The sequence below is a fragment of the Micromonospora sp. DT53 genome (assembly GCF_049841535.1).
Taxonomy (GTDB): Bacteria; Actinomycetota; Actinomycetes; order Mycobacteriales; family Micromonosporaceae; genus Micromonospora.
Map to the genome: position 1 here is coordinate 43,691 of NZ_JBNCKM010000004.1, position 12,950 is coordinate 56,640.

General features: G+C 70.1%; 11 protein-coding genes, 1 tRNA gene and 1 other RNA gene. 9 read left to right on the top strand and 4 right to left on the bottom strand.

Going from position 1 to position 12,950, the window contains the following annotated elements:
* Positions 1-73 precede the first annotated feature (73 nt).
* The 3 genes from ACLQ3B_RS14395 to ACLQ3B_RS14405 form a co-directional block, all read right to left on the bottom strand.
* Complete coding sequence (locus ACLQ3B_RS14395; protein WP_425780975.1) at positions 74-265, bottom strand: DUF397 domain-containing protein; 192 nt, start codon at positions 263-265, stop codon at positions 74-76.
* Positions 256-930 (bottom strand): DUF5753 domain-containing protein, encoded by a 675-nt coding sequence (locus ACLQ3B_RS14400; RefSeq protein ID WP_425780977.1) that lies wholly within the window; start codon positions 928-930, stop codon positions 256-258. The genes ACLQ3B_RS14395 and ACLQ3B_RS14400 overlap by 10 nt, the downstream gene beginning before the upstream one ends.
* A gap of 65 nt (positions 931-995) precedes the next feature.
* A tRNA-Ser gene (locus ACLQ3B_RS14405) sits at positions 996-1,080 on the bottom strand.
* Between the two features lie 82 nt (positions 1,081-1,162).
* Between ACLQ3B_RS14405 and ffs the strand changes: the two genes are divergently transcribed.
* Both ffs and ACLQ3B_RS14415 read left to right on the top strand, forming a co-directional pair.
* Positions 1,163-1,252, top strand: an RNA gene (ffs, locus tag ACLQ3B_RS14410) — signal recognition particle sRNA small type.
* A gap of 203 nt (positions 1,253-1,455) precedes the next feature.
* Positions 1,456-4,836 carry a DNA polymerase III subunit gamma and tau gene (locus ACLQ3B_RS14415; RefSeq protein ID WP_425780979.1) on the top strand — a complete coding sequence of 1,127 codons (3,381 nt, stop codon included), beginning with the start codon at positions 1,456-1,458 and terminating at the stop codon, positions 4,834-4,836.
* A 55-nt stretch (positions 4,837-4,891) separates the two neighbouring features.
* Here the strand turns inward: ACLQ3B_RS14415 and ACLQ3B_RS14420 are convergent, their stop codons facing one another.
* Positions 4,892-5,575 (bottom strand): DUF998 domain-containing protein, encoded by a 684-nt coding sequence (locus ACLQ3B_RS14420; RefSeq protein ID WP_425780981.1) that lies wholly within the window; start codon positions 5,573-5,575, stop codon positions 4,892-4,894.
* Positions 5,576-5,777: 202 nt separating this feature from the next.
* On the opposite strand from ACLQ3B_RS14420, the gene ACLQ3B_RS14425 reads away from it, so the two are divergent.
* The 7 genes from ACLQ3B_RS14425 (at position 5,778) to ACLQ3B_RS14455 (ending at position 12,934) form a co-directional block, all read left to right on the top strand.
* Positions 5,778-6,086, top strand: a complete 309-nt coding sequence (locus tag ACLQ3B_RS14425; protein ID WP_007466279.1) for a YbaB/EbfC family nucleoid-associated protein — start codon at positions 5,778-5,780, stop codon at positions 6,084-6,086.
* Between the two features lie 8 nt (positions 6,087-6,094).
* Positions 6,095-6,688 carry a recombination mediator RecR gene (gene recR / locus ACLQ3B_RS14430; protein WP_366635235.1) on the top strand — a complete coding sequence of 198 codons (594 nt, stop codon included), beginning with the start codon at positions 6,095-6,097 and terminating at the stop codon, positions 6,686-6,688.
* Between the two features lie 244 nt (positions 6,689-6,932).
* Entirely contained in the window at positions 6,933-8,606 is a 1,674-nt protein-coding gene (locus ACLQ3B_RS14435; RefSeq protein ID WP_425780983.1) for an ABC transporter substrate-binding protein, read from the top strand.
* Positions 8,607-8,705: 99 nt separating this feature from the next.
* Positions 8,706-9,713, top strand: coding sequence for an ABC transporter permease (locus ACLQ3B_RS14440; protein ID WP_425780985.1), 1,008 nt, complete (start codon positions 8,706-8,708; stop codon positions 9,711-9,713).
* A 65-nt stretch (positions 9,714-9,778) separates the two neighbouring features.
* Positions 9,779-10,738, top strand: coding sequence for an ABC transporter permease (locus tag ACLQ3B_RS14445; protein WP_425781675.1), 960 nt, complete (start codon positions 9,779-9,781; stop codon positions 10,736-10,738).
* Between the two features lie 112 nt (positions 10,739-10,850).
* Positions 10,851-11,837 (top strand): ABC transporter ATP-binding protein, encoded by a 987-nt coding sequence (locus ACLQ3B_RS14450; RefSeq protein ID WP_425780987.1) that lies wholly within the window; start codon positions 10,851-10,853, stop codon positions 11,835-11,837.
* Positions 11,834-12,934 carry an ABC transporter ATP-binding protein gene (locus ACLQ3B_RS14455; protein WP_425780989.1) on the top strand — a complete coding sequence of 367 codons (1,101 nt, stop codon included), beginning with the start codon at positions 11,834-11,836 and terminating at the stop codon, positions 12,932-12,934. Before ACLQ3B_RS14450 ends, ACLQ3B_RS14455 begins: the two co-directional genes overlap by 4 nt.
* Positions 12,935-12,950: the final 16 nt, after the last annotated feature.

Below are 12,950 nucleotides of genomic sequence, written 5' to 3' on the forward strand. Positions count from 1 at the left end.
CGGCCGGGCGTTCGCGCGAGTCCCGGCCGTGAGCGTGCGGTCGGCCGGAGGGGTGACGGATCGTCGGGGCCGTTCAGGCCCGCCGGGCGAGCTGGGTGACGAACGCGCGCCAGGCCGCGGGCGCGAAGGCGAGCGCCGGGCCGGTCGGGTCCTTCGAATCCCGTACGCCGATGACGCCGAGCAGGTTGTCGGCGACCTCGACGCAGGCGCCGCCGTTGCCGCTGCTGCGGCTGCTCTTGCGCCACCGGGCGCCGTTCAGCTCCATGACTCCGCCACTTCCGTGATGAGTTCGACCGACTGCCAGTGGGACAACGCCTCCCCGCGCACGTTCTCCCATGCCGCCATCATGGCGGCGATGTCCTCGGGGTCGCTAGCGACTTGTCCCTGGAGTTGGTTGTCGAGATAGCCGGCGACCCGGTGGTCATGGCTGTGCGCGATCACGAAAGGTCCGTTGAGGCCGGCGTAGGCGCCGACCGTGCTGGGCACGACGTGCACCCGGATGTGCGGCTCGGCGCACGCCGCCGCCACGGCCAACAGTTGATCGCGCATCGTCGCCCGGCCGCCCACCGGGCGGCGGATGACCGCCTCGTCGAGCACCGCCGTGAACTGCGGCGGGTCGTCCCGCTTGAGCACACCCTGCCGGCCGAGTCGGACCGTGAGGTGTCGGTCGAGCTCACCCCGGGGGATCAGGCCCGCGCCGCTCAGCACCGCCCGGGCGTACGCCTCGGTCTGGAGCAACCCCGGCAGCACTGTCAACTCGAACCAGCGAAGCGACACCGCCTCGGCTGCCAGTTCGAGGGCGCGAAGGGTGCCGTCGTCAGCCCCGTCCTCGTCGACGAGGAAGCGACCCGGTCCCTCGGCGGCGCCGAACTCGAAGGGTGGGTCTCGGCGCAGGGCGCGGGGCACGTCCAGGTGGTGGGCTGACGCCACCCCGCAGACGACTCAGGGCCGGTCCCCGTTGGGGCCGGCCCTGTCGTTGGTGCTGCTCAGGCGAGCGGAGGATACGAGATTCGAACTCGTGAGGGTGTAAACCCAACACGCTTTCCAAGCGTGCGCCCTAGGCCTCTAGGCGAATCCTCCGCGAGCCAGGATACAGGCCCGCGTCGGCCGGGCCACCCCACCACCCCCTGAAGATCGACGGGCGGTCGGGTAGGCTGGGCGTCACCTCCCGTGCGGCGGTATCTCGTGAACCTCCCCAGGGCCGGAAGGCAGCAAGGATAAGCGAGCTCTGCCGGGTGCACGGGAGGCCTTTTTGTCTGTGGGCCGGTTGATCCACTCGACATCCGTGATGTCGCGGTGTCCCGGCCACGCGGACACCGCGGTTTCCAGGAAGCCGAGTCGATCAAGGCCGATAGCCGAGTCGATCAAGCCCGAAGGCCCAGGCGCCCCGGGGTGGTGGGTGGTCACCCGCGCCCGAGCGGCGCAGAATGGCTCGGTCGAGAGGAGGCGGGACGAGTGACGCTGGCGCTCTACCGCAAGTACCGGCCGCGTACCTTCGCTGAGGTCATCGGTCAGGAGCACGTGACCGAGCCGCTGTCGCAGGCGCTGCGTAGCGGACGGCTCAACCACGCCTACCTCTTCTCCGGCCCGCGAGGCTGCGGCAAGACCACCAGCGCCCGGATCATGGCCCGCTCGCTCAACTGTGAGCAGGGCCCCACCCCGGAGCCGTGCGGCAAGTGTGAGTCCTGCCGCTCGCTGGCCGCCGACGGCACCGGCTCGATCGACGTGATCGAGATCGACGCGGCCAGCCACGGCGGCGTCGACGACGCCCGCGAGCTGCGCGAGCGCGCCTTCTTCGCGCCAGCCAGCAGCCGCTTCAAGATCTACATCATCGACGAGGCGCACATGGTCTCGACCCAGGGCTTCAACGCCCTGCTCAAGCTGGTCGAGGAGCCCCCGGAATACGTCAAGTTCATCTTCGCCACCACCGAGCCGGAGAAGGTCCTCGGCACGATCCGGTCGCGGACCCACCACTACCCGTTCCGGCTGTTTCCGCCGAAGGTGGTCCGCCCGTACCTGGAGCAGCTCACCCAGGCCGAGGGCGTCGCCGTCGAGCCGGCGGTCTTTCCGCTGGTGGTGCGCGCCGGTGGCGGCAGCATGCGGGACAGCCTCTCCGTGCTCGACCAGCTCATCGCCGGCGCCGGCGCGGAGGGGGTCAGCTATGCCCGGGCCGTCGCGCTGCTCGGGGTCACCGACTCGGCGCTGATCGACGAGATGTGCGACGCGCTGGCCGCCGGTGACGGCGCGGCCGCGTACGCCACCGTCGACCGGGTCGCCGAGGCCGGGCACGACATGCGCCGGTTCGCCTCCGACCTGCTGGAGCGGCTGCGCGACCTGATCGTCATCCAGCAGGTGCCGGACGCCGCCGCGAAGGGTCTGATCGACGGCCCCGCCGACCAGATCGAGCGGATGGCCGCCCAGGCTTCGCAACTCGGCTCGGCCACGCTCTCCCGCTGCGCCGACATCGTGCACAACGGGCTGGTCGAGATGCGCGGCACCACCGCGCCCCGCCTGCTGCTGGAGCTGATCTGCGCCCGGATGCTGCTGCCCGGCGTCGACGACTCCACCGGCGGCCTCCTCCAGCGCCTGGAGCGGATGGAACGCCGGCTCACCCTGAGCGGCACCGACGCGCCGCCGGCCGCCGCCGGCTCCGCGCCAACCAACAACCCAGGGGTACGCCCACAGCCAGCCACCCCGGTCCCGGCTGCCGCCACCCCGGCACCCGCGAACGCCCCGACCTCCGCACCGCCGTGGGCGGTCGACCCGGCAGCGTCCCCGACCCAGACCGCCGCGCCCTCGGGCGCTCCCGCCCCGGCCGCTTCGGTCACCGAGGCTCCCGTCTCGCACGCACCGACCTCCGGCGCATCCGCCTCGCACGCACCGACCTCCGGCGCGCCGGCCTCGTACGTCTCGGCGGCCGACTCGCCGATCCCGGCGTCACCAGGTGCGTCGACCGGGTCGGCACCCGCTGACCAGGCCATACCCGTCTCGCCCGCCGGGCCGGCCCCGCGTCGCGTGGTACCACCGTCGGCGGTGCTGCCCGACCCGGCCACGCCCGCGCCGCCCCGACCGGGGGCACCGGCCGCCGCGCTGGACGCGGTCGCGGTCCGCCGCGTCTGGCCCGACGTAGTCGGCAAGGTCAACCGGACCAACAAGCGGATCGCCGCCCTGATGCGGGACGCGGTCGTCCGCGAACTCGACGGCGACACGCTGGTGCTGACGGTGAAGTCCACAGTGCTGGCCAAGATGATGGCCGACCACGCGGCGGTGCTCACCGACGCGCTCTACGAGGAGTTGGGCGGGCGCTGGCAGATCCGGTGCGAGGTGGCCGGCGAGCGCGGTGGCGTGTCGCTGTCCGGCTCACCGCGCTCGCAGCCCGCCGCCCGACCCGCCGCGCCGTCCTCCGGGCCGGACACCCCGCCCGCTGCGAACGCCGCGACCCCGACTGCCGCAGCCGGTCCGACAAGCGCTCCGCCAGCCGCAGCGAACTCGAACCCTGCGTCGGGCCCGAACCCTGCGCAAAGCTCGAACGCCGCGTCTGGCTCGAATCCTGCGCAAAGCTCGAGCGCTGCGTCCGGCTCGAACGCAGTGCACGGTTCGAACGATGCGTCTGGTTCGAACGCAGTACATGGTTCGAACGATGCGTCCGGTTCGAACGTTGCGCACGGTTCGAACGTTGCCCACGGTTCGAACGTTGCCCACGGCTCGAACGCTGCGCACGGTTCGAACGCTGCGCACGGCTCGAACGTTGCGTCCGGTTCGAACGCAGTGCATGGCTCGAACGTTGCGTCCGGTTCGAACGTTGCGTCCGGTTCGAACGTTGCGTCCGGTTCGAACGTTGCGTCCGGTTCGAACGCTGCGCACGGCTCGAACGATGCGTCCGGCTCGAACGCCGCCGGGTGGGGGAGTGCGGCACCCAACGCCTCGACCGCCGCTCCTGATCCGACGAACGCCCCGCCGACCGCGGCGAACCCGGCCGGCCCGGCTTCGCGTGGCGGTGTCGGCGCGGGTTCCGGTGGTCACGGTGCCGGTCGGCAGGGCGCAGGGCCGACCGCCCCGCCGGCGGACGACGAGGGCGACTGGCCCGAGGCGGCCCGCCCTGGCGGCGGCGCCCCGGTCGCCGAGGCGACGGATGACGAGGACTGGCCGGAGCCCGCCCGACCCGGCGGAGCGTCGGCCGGAAACGAGTTGAGCTCCCACTCCGCGCCGACGTCGACGGGTGCCAACGGCAGCGCCGTGAACGGTGGCGGTGGCGCGAACGGCGGTGGCGCGAACGGCGGTGGCGCGAACGGCGGTGGCGCGAACGGCGGCGCCGCGAACGGTGGCGGCGCCAACAGCGGTGGCTCGAACGGCAGTGCCGCGAACGGTGGCGGCACCAATGGCGGTGGCGCGAACGGCATGGGACCGGGTGGTTCGGGCGGTTCCGGGGCGGCGGCCGGTGGCGGTAAGCCGGGCGGGCGGGGTAACCCGACACCGGCGGCCCGGCAGCCGGCGACAGCCGGTGGCGCCCCGGTGAGCAGCGCCATCGCCGCAGCTCGTGCGGCGGCGGCGGGGCGTGGTGCGCGTACCGGAGCGGCAGCCCGGCCCGTCGCGGACGCCGAATGGGCCGGCGAGCCGCCCTACGACCCGGACTTCGACGGCCCGGCGCGGGCCGGCCGGCCCGGCGGCGCGGCACCGGCGGCGGCCCCGGCCTATGAGGGGTTCGACCCGGGCGACGAGCCGTTGGACGAGATCATCGACGAGAAGACGGCGCGAGAGTCCAGCGAGGAGCAGGCGGTACGGCTGCTCCGGGAGACCTTCGGCGCCGAAAAGATCAACGAGATCGACGCCCGCTAACAGCCCCTCCGTCGATCATGGAGTTGTGGTGGGTGACAAAACGCCCGTTGCTGATCTATTCCGGCACCACAACTCCATGATCGACGCGAGCGGGGGCGGGGGTGGGGGTTTCGGCTAGGAGGACTCCCAGGGCGCAGGCCCAGAGGGGGAAGGGTAGGACGGCTAGGCGTTCCATGCCTCCTACGCCGATCCCGACGCCCTGTCGGGCGAAGAACAGTGTCGTGCCGACCAGCGCGATGAGCCCGGCGGTGAGGGTGAGCGGTCGCCACCGGCCGAGCGTCGTGGAGCGTGGGGCGAAGCCGGCGAGGAGCAGGCCGACGTTTCCCATCCCCATGATCAGGAATGCGCCGAGGACGTGCAGGTTCTCGTCCACGTCGGCCGGGTAGACGGCCGCGAGGGCGTATCCGCCGGTGGCCAGCAGCAGGAGTGTCTGGGCCGAGCGCACCACCGGGCCACGGCCGAGGATCCGCCAGGTCAGCAGGAGCCCGACGGCGAGCAGTACGGCGACGGTCAGCATCGCGGTGTTCATCAGTGGATGCCATGGCGAGCAGACGTGGCGGGGGCGGGTGGTGTCCCAGACGCCGCAGTGGGCGTTGCCGAGGTCGCTGATGTTGTGGGTGGCCCAGCTGTAGGTGGGCTCGCGCCACCGCAGCCCGGTGATCAGGCTGGCGACGAGGAAGACGGGCGCGGCCGCGAGCCAGCACAGCGCGCCGACCCGGCCGGTGCGGTTGAGGTTCATGCCATGAGCAGACCAGTGCGGCGGGTCCCGGCGCACTACCCGCAGATGGCCGGTTCGGGGTAGGGGTAGCCGTACCCGAGGCTCGGCGCGTGGGCGGACGAACCGGGCGGGGCGAGGTCGGTCCCAGCGGATAGGCTGAGCGACGGTCGAGCAGACGAGTGTGAGAAGGAGCCATCCCGTGCGCCCAGGTGGACAGCCGAACATGCAGCAGATGCTGAAGCAGGCGCAGAAGATGCAGCAGCAGATCGCCGCCGCCCAGGCCGAGCTGGCCGAGGCCGAGCTGACCGGCACCGCCGGTGGCGGGCTGGTCACCGCGACCGTCTCCGGCTCCGGTGAGCTGAAGGCCATCAAGATCGACCCGAAGGCCGTCGACCCGGACGACGTGGAGACGCTTGAGGATCTGGTCGTCGCGGCCGTGCACAACGCCGCTGAGGCGGCCCGGGAGTTGACCGAGCGCAAGATGGGTCCGGTCGCCGGCGGCATGGGCGGCCTCGGCCTGCCCGGTTTCTGAGCCGGCAGATGTACGAAGGTGCCATCCAGGATCTGATCGACGAGTTGGGTCGACTGCCGGGCGTGGGTCCGAAGAGCGCTCAGCGGATCGCGTTCCACGTTCTCTCGGCGGATCCGGCCGACGTCAACCGGCTGGCCGGCGCGCTGCGCAAGGTCAAGGAGCTGGTGCGGTTCTGCACGACCTGTTACAACGTGGCCGAGTCCGAGCAGTGCCGGATCTGCCGCGACCCGCGCCGCACCGACGAGGTGCTGTGCGTGGTGGAGGAGCCCAAGGACGTGGTGGCCGTCGAGCGGACGGGTGAGTTCCGCGGTCGCTACCACGTGCTGGGCGGCGCGATCAATCCGCTGGAGGGGATCGGCCCCGACAATCTGCGCATCCGGGAGCTGATGATCCGGCTCGGTGGTGGCGGGGTACGGGAGCTGATCCTGGCCACCGACCCGAACACCGAGGGCGAGGCGACCGCCACCTACCTGGCGTTGATGGTGAAGCCGATGGGCATCTCGGTGACCCGGCTGGCCAGCGGGCTGCCGGTCGGCGGCGATCTGGAGTATGCCGACGAGATCACCCTCGGTCGCGCCTTCGAGGGGCGCCGGGCCGTCTGATTCGTACCCCCGGGGGTGGTGTCGTCCGTGACGATGCCACCCCCGTCGCGGTGCCCAGCCCCGCACGGATCGATGTGTCGCCCAATGTATTCGCCGTGCCGTCGACTGTCAGACCCCCGCGCAAGGTGTCGGCTTGATAGCGATTGCCTAACGCCCGTTCCGCTGCACGTGTGACATGTCATAGCCTCCCGCACACGGACCGAGCCACAACTCGGTGTGGTCATCCGCATGACAGAGGTGAGAGATGCAGGCGAGAAGGCTTAAAACGGCTGTGGCCATCGCGGCCGTTGCCGCTCTGGCGGTCGGCGCGGCCGGCTGCGCGGAGAGCGATCGCGACGGTGACACTGGCGAGGCCAAGACTGGCGGCACCTTCATCTTCGCGGGTGCCGGCGACCCGAAGAACTTCGATCCGATCTTCAACGATGACGGTGAGTCGTTCCGGCCGGTTCGGCAGATGTTCGACACCCTGGTGAGTCACAAGCCGGGCACCGCGGAGCTTCAGGGCGGTCTGGCTGAGAGCTGGGAGCACGACCCGGCCGGCAAGGTCTGGACGTTCAAGCTCCGTCAGGGCGTGAAGTTCCACGACGGCACGCCGTTCAACGCTGCCGCGGTCTGCTTCAACTTCGACCGCTGGTACAACATGAAGGGCGCTGCCGCCCAGTCCCAGATGATCTACTACATGGACACCTTCGGCGGGTTCGCCAAGAACGAGGCCGAGGGCGCCGGCGAGTCGATCTACAACAAGTGTGAGGCCACGGACGAAGGCACCGCCGTCCTGACCCTCAACAAGTACAAGGGCGCGTTCCCCGGCGCCTTCGCGCTGACCTCGCTGTCGATCGCGAGCCCCGAGGCGCTCAAGAAGTACGACGGCAACACGGTCACGCAGAACGGTGACTCGTTCTCGTACAGCGCGTTCGCCAACGAGCACCCGGTCGGCACCGGTCCGTTCACCTTCGGTGGGTGGGACAAGGCCAAGAACGAGATCACCCTGAACCGGAACCCGGACTACTTTGGCGAGAAGGCCAAGGTGGACAAGATGATCATCAAGGTCATCAAGGACGAGAGCACCCGTAAGCAGGAGCTCCGTGCCGGCACCGTCCAGGGCATCGACTTCCCGGCCCCGGCCGACCGCAAGGCGCTCGAGGGTGAGGGCTTCCAGGTCGTCAACCGCCCGGCGTTCAACATCCTCTACCTGGGCATCAACCAGAAGAACCCGAAGCTGAAGGACCTGCGGGTGCGCCAGGCGATCGCCTACGCGCTCAACCGTCAGCAGCTGGTGCAGACCAAGGGCCCGGGTGGCGCGAAGGTCGCCGACGAGTTCATGCCGGACACCGTGCTCGGCTACGCCCCGGACGTGCAGAAGTACGACTACAACCCGGAGAAGGCGAAGCAGCTGCTGAAGGACGCCGGCGCCGAGGGTCTGACGCTGAACTTCTACTACCCGCCGGACGTCACCCGGCCGTACATGCCGAACCCGCAGGAGATCTTCACCGTCCTGGCCAACGACCTCCAGGCCGTGGGCATCAAGGTCAACGGTGTGCCTCGCCCGTGGAACGGTGGCTTCAAGGACGACGTGCAGCAGTTCGGCAAGCACGACCTGCACATCCTGGGCTGGACCGGTGACTACAACGACCCGGGCAACTTCGTCGGCACGTTCTTCGGCCGCGGCAAGGCCGAGTTCGGCGACCAGGCGATGAACGACATGTTCGAGGCCATCACCAAGGCCGACGCCACCGTGGACGACGCGGGCAAGAAGGCGGCCTGGGAGCAGGTCAACCGGGACATCGCCGCCAAGTGGCTGCCGGCCGTGCCGCTCTGGCACGCCCCGCCGGCCATCGTCGTCACCAAGGACGTCAAGGGGCTCGTGGCCAGCCCGCTGACCGACGAGCGGTTCAACACGGTCAGCATCAGCAAGTGACCTCCGTCGGCTGACGCCGTAGGCGTGATCGGCCCGGGTCCGGGGCTCCTCCCCGGCCCGGGCCGATCCGCGATCCATTGAGAGTCTGGTGTGTGAAAGATGTTGCGAGTCATAGTCCGCCGCCTGCTGCAGTTGGTGGTGACCCTGATAGCGCTGTCGGCGCTGATCTTCATCTGGCTGCGGAACCTGCCCGGTGGCCCGGTCGAGGCGCTGCTCGGTGAGCGGGCCACGCCCGAGCGCCGGGCCCTGCTGACCAAGGCGCTCGGCTACGACCAGCCGATCCTGGTGCAGTACGGCAAGTTCATGCAGCGGGTGGTTACCGGCGACTTCGGCAACTCGATCCGGACCGGTGACCCGGTCACCGAGGTCATCAGCCGCGCCTTCCCGGCCACCATCGAGCTGGCCCTCGCCGCGATGATCATCGCGGTCGGCCTCGGGGTGCCGCTCGGCTACCTCGCCGCCCGCTGGCGCGGACGGGCGCTGGACAACCTCACCATCGCGGGCACCCTGCTCGGCATCTCGATCCCGATCTTCTTCCTGGGTTACCTGCTCAAGGATGTCTTCACACAGAACATCCACTGGTTCCCGCCGTCCGGCCGGCTCACCACCGGTCTGGACAACACGAACGTCACCGGCTTCTTCGTGCTCGACGGCCTACTCACTCGCGAGTTCGATGCCAGCGCCGACGCGCTGTGGCACCTGATCCTGCCGGCGATCACGCTCGCGACCATTCCGCTGGCGGTGATCGTGCGCATCACCCGAGCCAGCGTGCTCGACGTCCTCAATGAGGACTATGTGCGGACCGCCGAGGCGAAGGGCCTACGGCACCGCACCATCCGTGGTCGACACATCCTGCGCAACGCGTTGCTGCCGGTGGTCACCACCATCGGTCTGCAGACCGGCGCGCTGCTCTCCGGGGCGGTGCTCACCGAGAAGGTCTACAACTGGGGTGGCATCGGCACGCTGATCACCGACTCGATCAGCGGCGGCCGGGACTACCCGGTGCTCCAGGCGATCATCCTGCTCGCCGCCCTGGTCTTCGTGGTGGTCAACCTGCTGGTCGACCTCTCCTACGCCTTCATCGACCCGAGGGTGCGTGTGCGATGAGTGATCCGACCACCCAGGCCGGTACGCCGGCCCCCCGCAGCGGGGACGACAAGCCACGCCCCGGCATGAGCGAGCGCAGCATCGGCGTGCTCGGCGACCGCAAGAAGGCGCGGCTGGACGAACTGGCCCGGGCGAGTGCGTCCGATCGGGGCGGAGTCAGCCTCGTCCGGGACGCCGTACGCCGGTTGCGACGCAACCCGGTCGCCATCATCGGGGCCGTCATCGTGGGGCTGTTCGTCCTGGTGGCGATCTTCGCCCCGCTGATCGCGCCGCACGATCCGGTGCAGCGCTTCGACGAGCTGACGAAGGACCTCACCGTGGACACCATTCCGGGTGCCAGCGGTGACTTCCCGTTCGGCTCCGACCCGTTGGGCCGGGACTTCCTGTCCCGCATGATCTACGGGGCCCGGCAGACGCTCTTCGTGGGCGTGCTCGCCACTCTCATCGGCCTCGCGCTCGGTGTGCTGATCGGCGCGATCGCCGGCGCCTTCGGCGGCTGGGTCGACGTGGTCCTGATGCGCCTCACCGACGTGATGCTGGCCCTGCCGAGCCTGCTGCTCGCGATCACCCTGGTCGCGATGGCCAGCCGGTCGAGCCAGTGGACCGTCATCTTCGCGGTGGCCATCGTGAGTGTGCCGATCTTCGCCCGGTTGCTGCGTGGCTCGATGCTGGCCCAGCGGGAGAGCGACCACGTGCTCGCCGCCCGTGCGCTCGGCGTCAAGGAGCGCAACATCGTGCTGCGGCACATGCTGCCCAACTCGCTGACCGCGGTGATCGTGCAGGCCACCCTGACCTTCGCGGTAGCCATCCTGGACGCGGCGGCGCTGTCCTTCCTGGGCCTCGGCGATCCGGACATCAACCGGGCCGAGTGGGGTCTCATGCTCGGCGTGGACGGACAACGTTATTTCGAGGTCCGCCCGGAGTTGGCGTACTACCCCGCGCTCGCCATCGTCGTGGTCGCGCTCGGCTTCACCCTGCTGGGTGAGGCGATGCGCGAGGCGATCGACCCGAAGAACCGGCGGTGACCACGGTGCGCGCAACCAGCACGTCCGGCGCCCGCCCGTGGCGAGCGCGAGGAGTGAGCTTGCGAGCCCCGCACTCGCGAGCGAAGGACCACAGCAGTGAGGAAGTGACCCGATGAGCCTGCTCGACGTCCGTGACCTGAGCGTCGTGTTCCAGCGGCGGGGCGAGCGGCCCTTCACCGCCGTCGACAAGGTCAGCTTCACCGTGGAACCCGGGCAGACCGTCGGCCTGGTCGGTGAGTCCGGCTGTGGCAAGAGCGTGACCAGCCTGGCCATCATGGGCCTGCTGCCCAAACGGGGTAACAAGGTCACCGGGGAGGTGCTCTTCGAGGGCACCGACCTGCTGAAGCTGCGGCCGGACGACATGCGCGACCGGCGGGGTCGGGAGATCAGCATGATCTTCCAGGACCCGCTCTCCTCGCTGAACCCGGTCATCCCGATCGGCATCCAGGTCGCCGAGGTGTTGGAGCGCCACCAGGGCCGGGACCGCAAGCAGGCGCTGCGGGAGTCGCGGGAACTGCTGGACGCCGTCGGTATCCCCGACCCGCAACGGCGACTCTCCGAGTACCCGCACCAGATCTCCGGCGGGATGCGTCAGCGCGCGCTCATCGCCATCGCGTTGGCCTGCAAGCCTCGACTGCTGATCGCCGATGAGCCGACCACCGCGCTCGACGTGACCATCCAGGCGCAGATCCTCACCCTGCTCAAGCAGTTGGTGGACGAGACCGGCACCGCGCTCGTCATGATCACTCACGACCTGGGCGTGGTGGCCGGACTCTGTGACACCGTCAACGTGCTCTACGGCGGAAAGGTCGTCGAGCGGGAGCGGCGGCACCAACTGTTCGCGCACGCCCGGCACCCGTACACGCACGGGCTGCTCAGTTCGGTGCCCCGGCTCGACTCACCCCGGGGTGAGCGGCTGCACGCCATCCGTGGGTCGGTCTCCGACAACATCCCGTGGGCCGAGGGGTGTGCGTTCGCGCCGCGCTGCGACAACGTCGTGGACGCGTGCCTGGAAGGGCCTCCGCCGCTCGAACCCACCGCCGCCGGCGGCGACCTCCGCTGCAACAACCCCGTCTCCGAGGAGGTGGCGGTCCGATGACCGAACAGACCGAACCCCTGATCGAACTGCGCGACATCAAGGTCCACTTTCCGATCAAGAGTGGCCTGCTCTTCGACCGGACCGTCGGCTATGTCTACGCCGTGGACGGCGTGTCGCTGAGCATCCGCAAGGGCGAGACCTACGGGCTGGTCGGCGAGTCGGGCTGCGGCAAGTCGACGTTGGGTCGGGGGTTGTTGCGGCTCGTCGAGCCCACCGACGGTGAGATCATCTTTGACGGCACCGACGTCCGTGCGCTGAAGGGCGAGGCGATGCGGCACGCCCGCCGCCGCATGCAGATGATCTTCCAGGACCCACTCTCCAGCCTGGACCCCCGACAGTCGGTGGAGTCGCTGCTGGTGGAGGGCCTCAAGGCACACGGGTTGGCCGGCGACAAGGTGGAGACCAACCGACGGTTGCGCGAGACGCTGGAGGCGGTCGGCCTGCCGGCGTCGGCCCTCAGCAAGTACCCGCACGAGTTCTCCGGCGGCCAGCGCCAGCGGATCGGCATCGCCCGGGCGCTGGTGCTCAACCCGGACCTGATCGTCGCCGACGAGCCGGTCTCCGCGCTTGACGTGTCGATCCAGGCCCAGGTGCTCAACCTGCTGGAGGATCTTCAGAACGAGCGCGGCCTGACGTACCTGATCATCGCGCACGACCTGGCGGTGGTCCGGCACATCGCCGACACGGTGGGTGTGATGTACCTGGGCGGGTTGGTGGAGGAGGCGTCCAGCGACGACCTCTACCGCGAGCCGATGCACCCGTACACCCGCGCCCTCATGTCCGCGGTGCCGGTGCCCGACCCGCTGGTGGAGGACCGTCGGGAACGGATCCTGCTCGCCGGGGACCTGCCCTCGCCGACCAATCCGCCGTCCGGCTGCCGATTCCACACCCGGTGCCCGTGGGCGCAGCCGACCCGGTGCGCCGACGAGCGGCCGGAGTTGCGTGACGTGGTCGGCGGGCATCGAGTGGCCTGCCACTTCGCCGAGGACATCGCCGCCGGCCAGATCCGGCCGCACCAGGTCGAGGTGGAGTTGGTCCGCCCGGTGGAGGGCACCGGCCCCCTCGACCCGCCGGGTGAGCTGATCCCGACCCCGTGACAGCCGCCCAGGGCCG

Bases quoted from the DNA above. Each gene is read 5' to 3' on its own strand.
- ACLQ3B_RS14395 (WP_425780975.1), bottom strand. From the start codon at position 265: ATGGAGCTGAACGGCGCCCGGTGGCGCAAGAGCAGCCGCAGCAGCGGC.
- ACLQ3B_RS14450 (WP_425780987.1), top strand. From the start codon at position 10,851: ATGAGCCTGCTCGACGTCCGTGACCTGAGCGTCGTGTTCCAGCGGCGG.
- recR (WP_366635235.1), top strand. From the start codon at position 6,095: ATGTACGAAGGTGCCATCCAGGATCTGATCGACGAGTTGGGTCGACTG.
- ACLQ3B_RS14425 (WP_007466279.1), top strand. From the start codon at position 5,778: ATGCAGCAGATGCTGAAGCAGGCGCAGAAGATGCAGCAGCAGATCGCC.
- ACLQ3B_RS14435 (WP_425780983.1), top strand. From the start codon at position 6,933: ATGCAGGCGAGAAGGCTTAAAACGGCTGTGGCCATCGCGGCCGTTGCC.
- ACLQ3B_RS14445 (WP_425781675.1), top strand. From the start codon at position 9,779: ATGAGCGAGCGCAGCATCGGCGTGCTCGGCGACCGCAAGAAGGCGCGG.
- ACLQ3B_RS14440 (WP_425780985.1), top strand. From the start codon at position 8,706: ATGTTGCGAGTCATAGTCCGCCGCCTGCTGCAGTTGGTGGTGACCCTG.
- ACLQ3B_RS14420 (WP_425780981.1), bottom strand. From the start codon at position 5,575: ATGAACCTCAACCGCACCGGCCGGGTCGGCGCGCTGTGCTGGCTCGCG.
- ACLQ3B_RS14455 (WP_425780989.1), top strand. From the start codon at position 11,834: ATGACCGAACAGACCGAACCCCTGATCGAACTGCGCGACATCAAGGTC.